1 protein-coding gene is annotated in these 284 nt (G+C 47.5%); it reads left to right on the top strand.

The window, feature by feature from the left end:
* Positions 1-284: reverse transcriptase domain-containing protein (locus tag ACSIPU_RS31220; RefSeq protein ID WP_435322579.1), on the top strand; the 284-nt coding region annotated here is incomplete at both ends.

Here is a 284-nt window from a genome sequence, read left to right as displayed (position 1 = left end):
CAAAAGGAGGAGTTGTATCCCCAACATTGTTCCTCGTATACATAAATGGCCTTGTGTCTAGTCTGCCAAGATGCGTGTCAAACATCCTACATGCCGATGATCTTGCTATCTGGAGCTCCGAGACAAGTGCTGGCACTGCCACATTCAGAATCCAGACAGCCATAAACAACGTAGCAGAGTGGACAGACAAATGGGCACTAAGCATCAACAAAACCAAGACAGTCGCCGTGCTTTTCTCACTATCGACGTCAAAGGAGAGAATCAAGCTAACCCAGCATGGACAC

The organism is Klebsiella sp. HN106, from assembly GCF_051209435.1.
GTDB lineage: Bacteria > Pseudomonadota > Gammaproteobacteria > Enterobacterales > Enterobacteriaceae > Klebsiella > Klebsiella oxytoca.
Note: the sequence above shows the minus strand (reverse complement) of the source record. Positions and strands in the feature narration are given on the sequence as shown.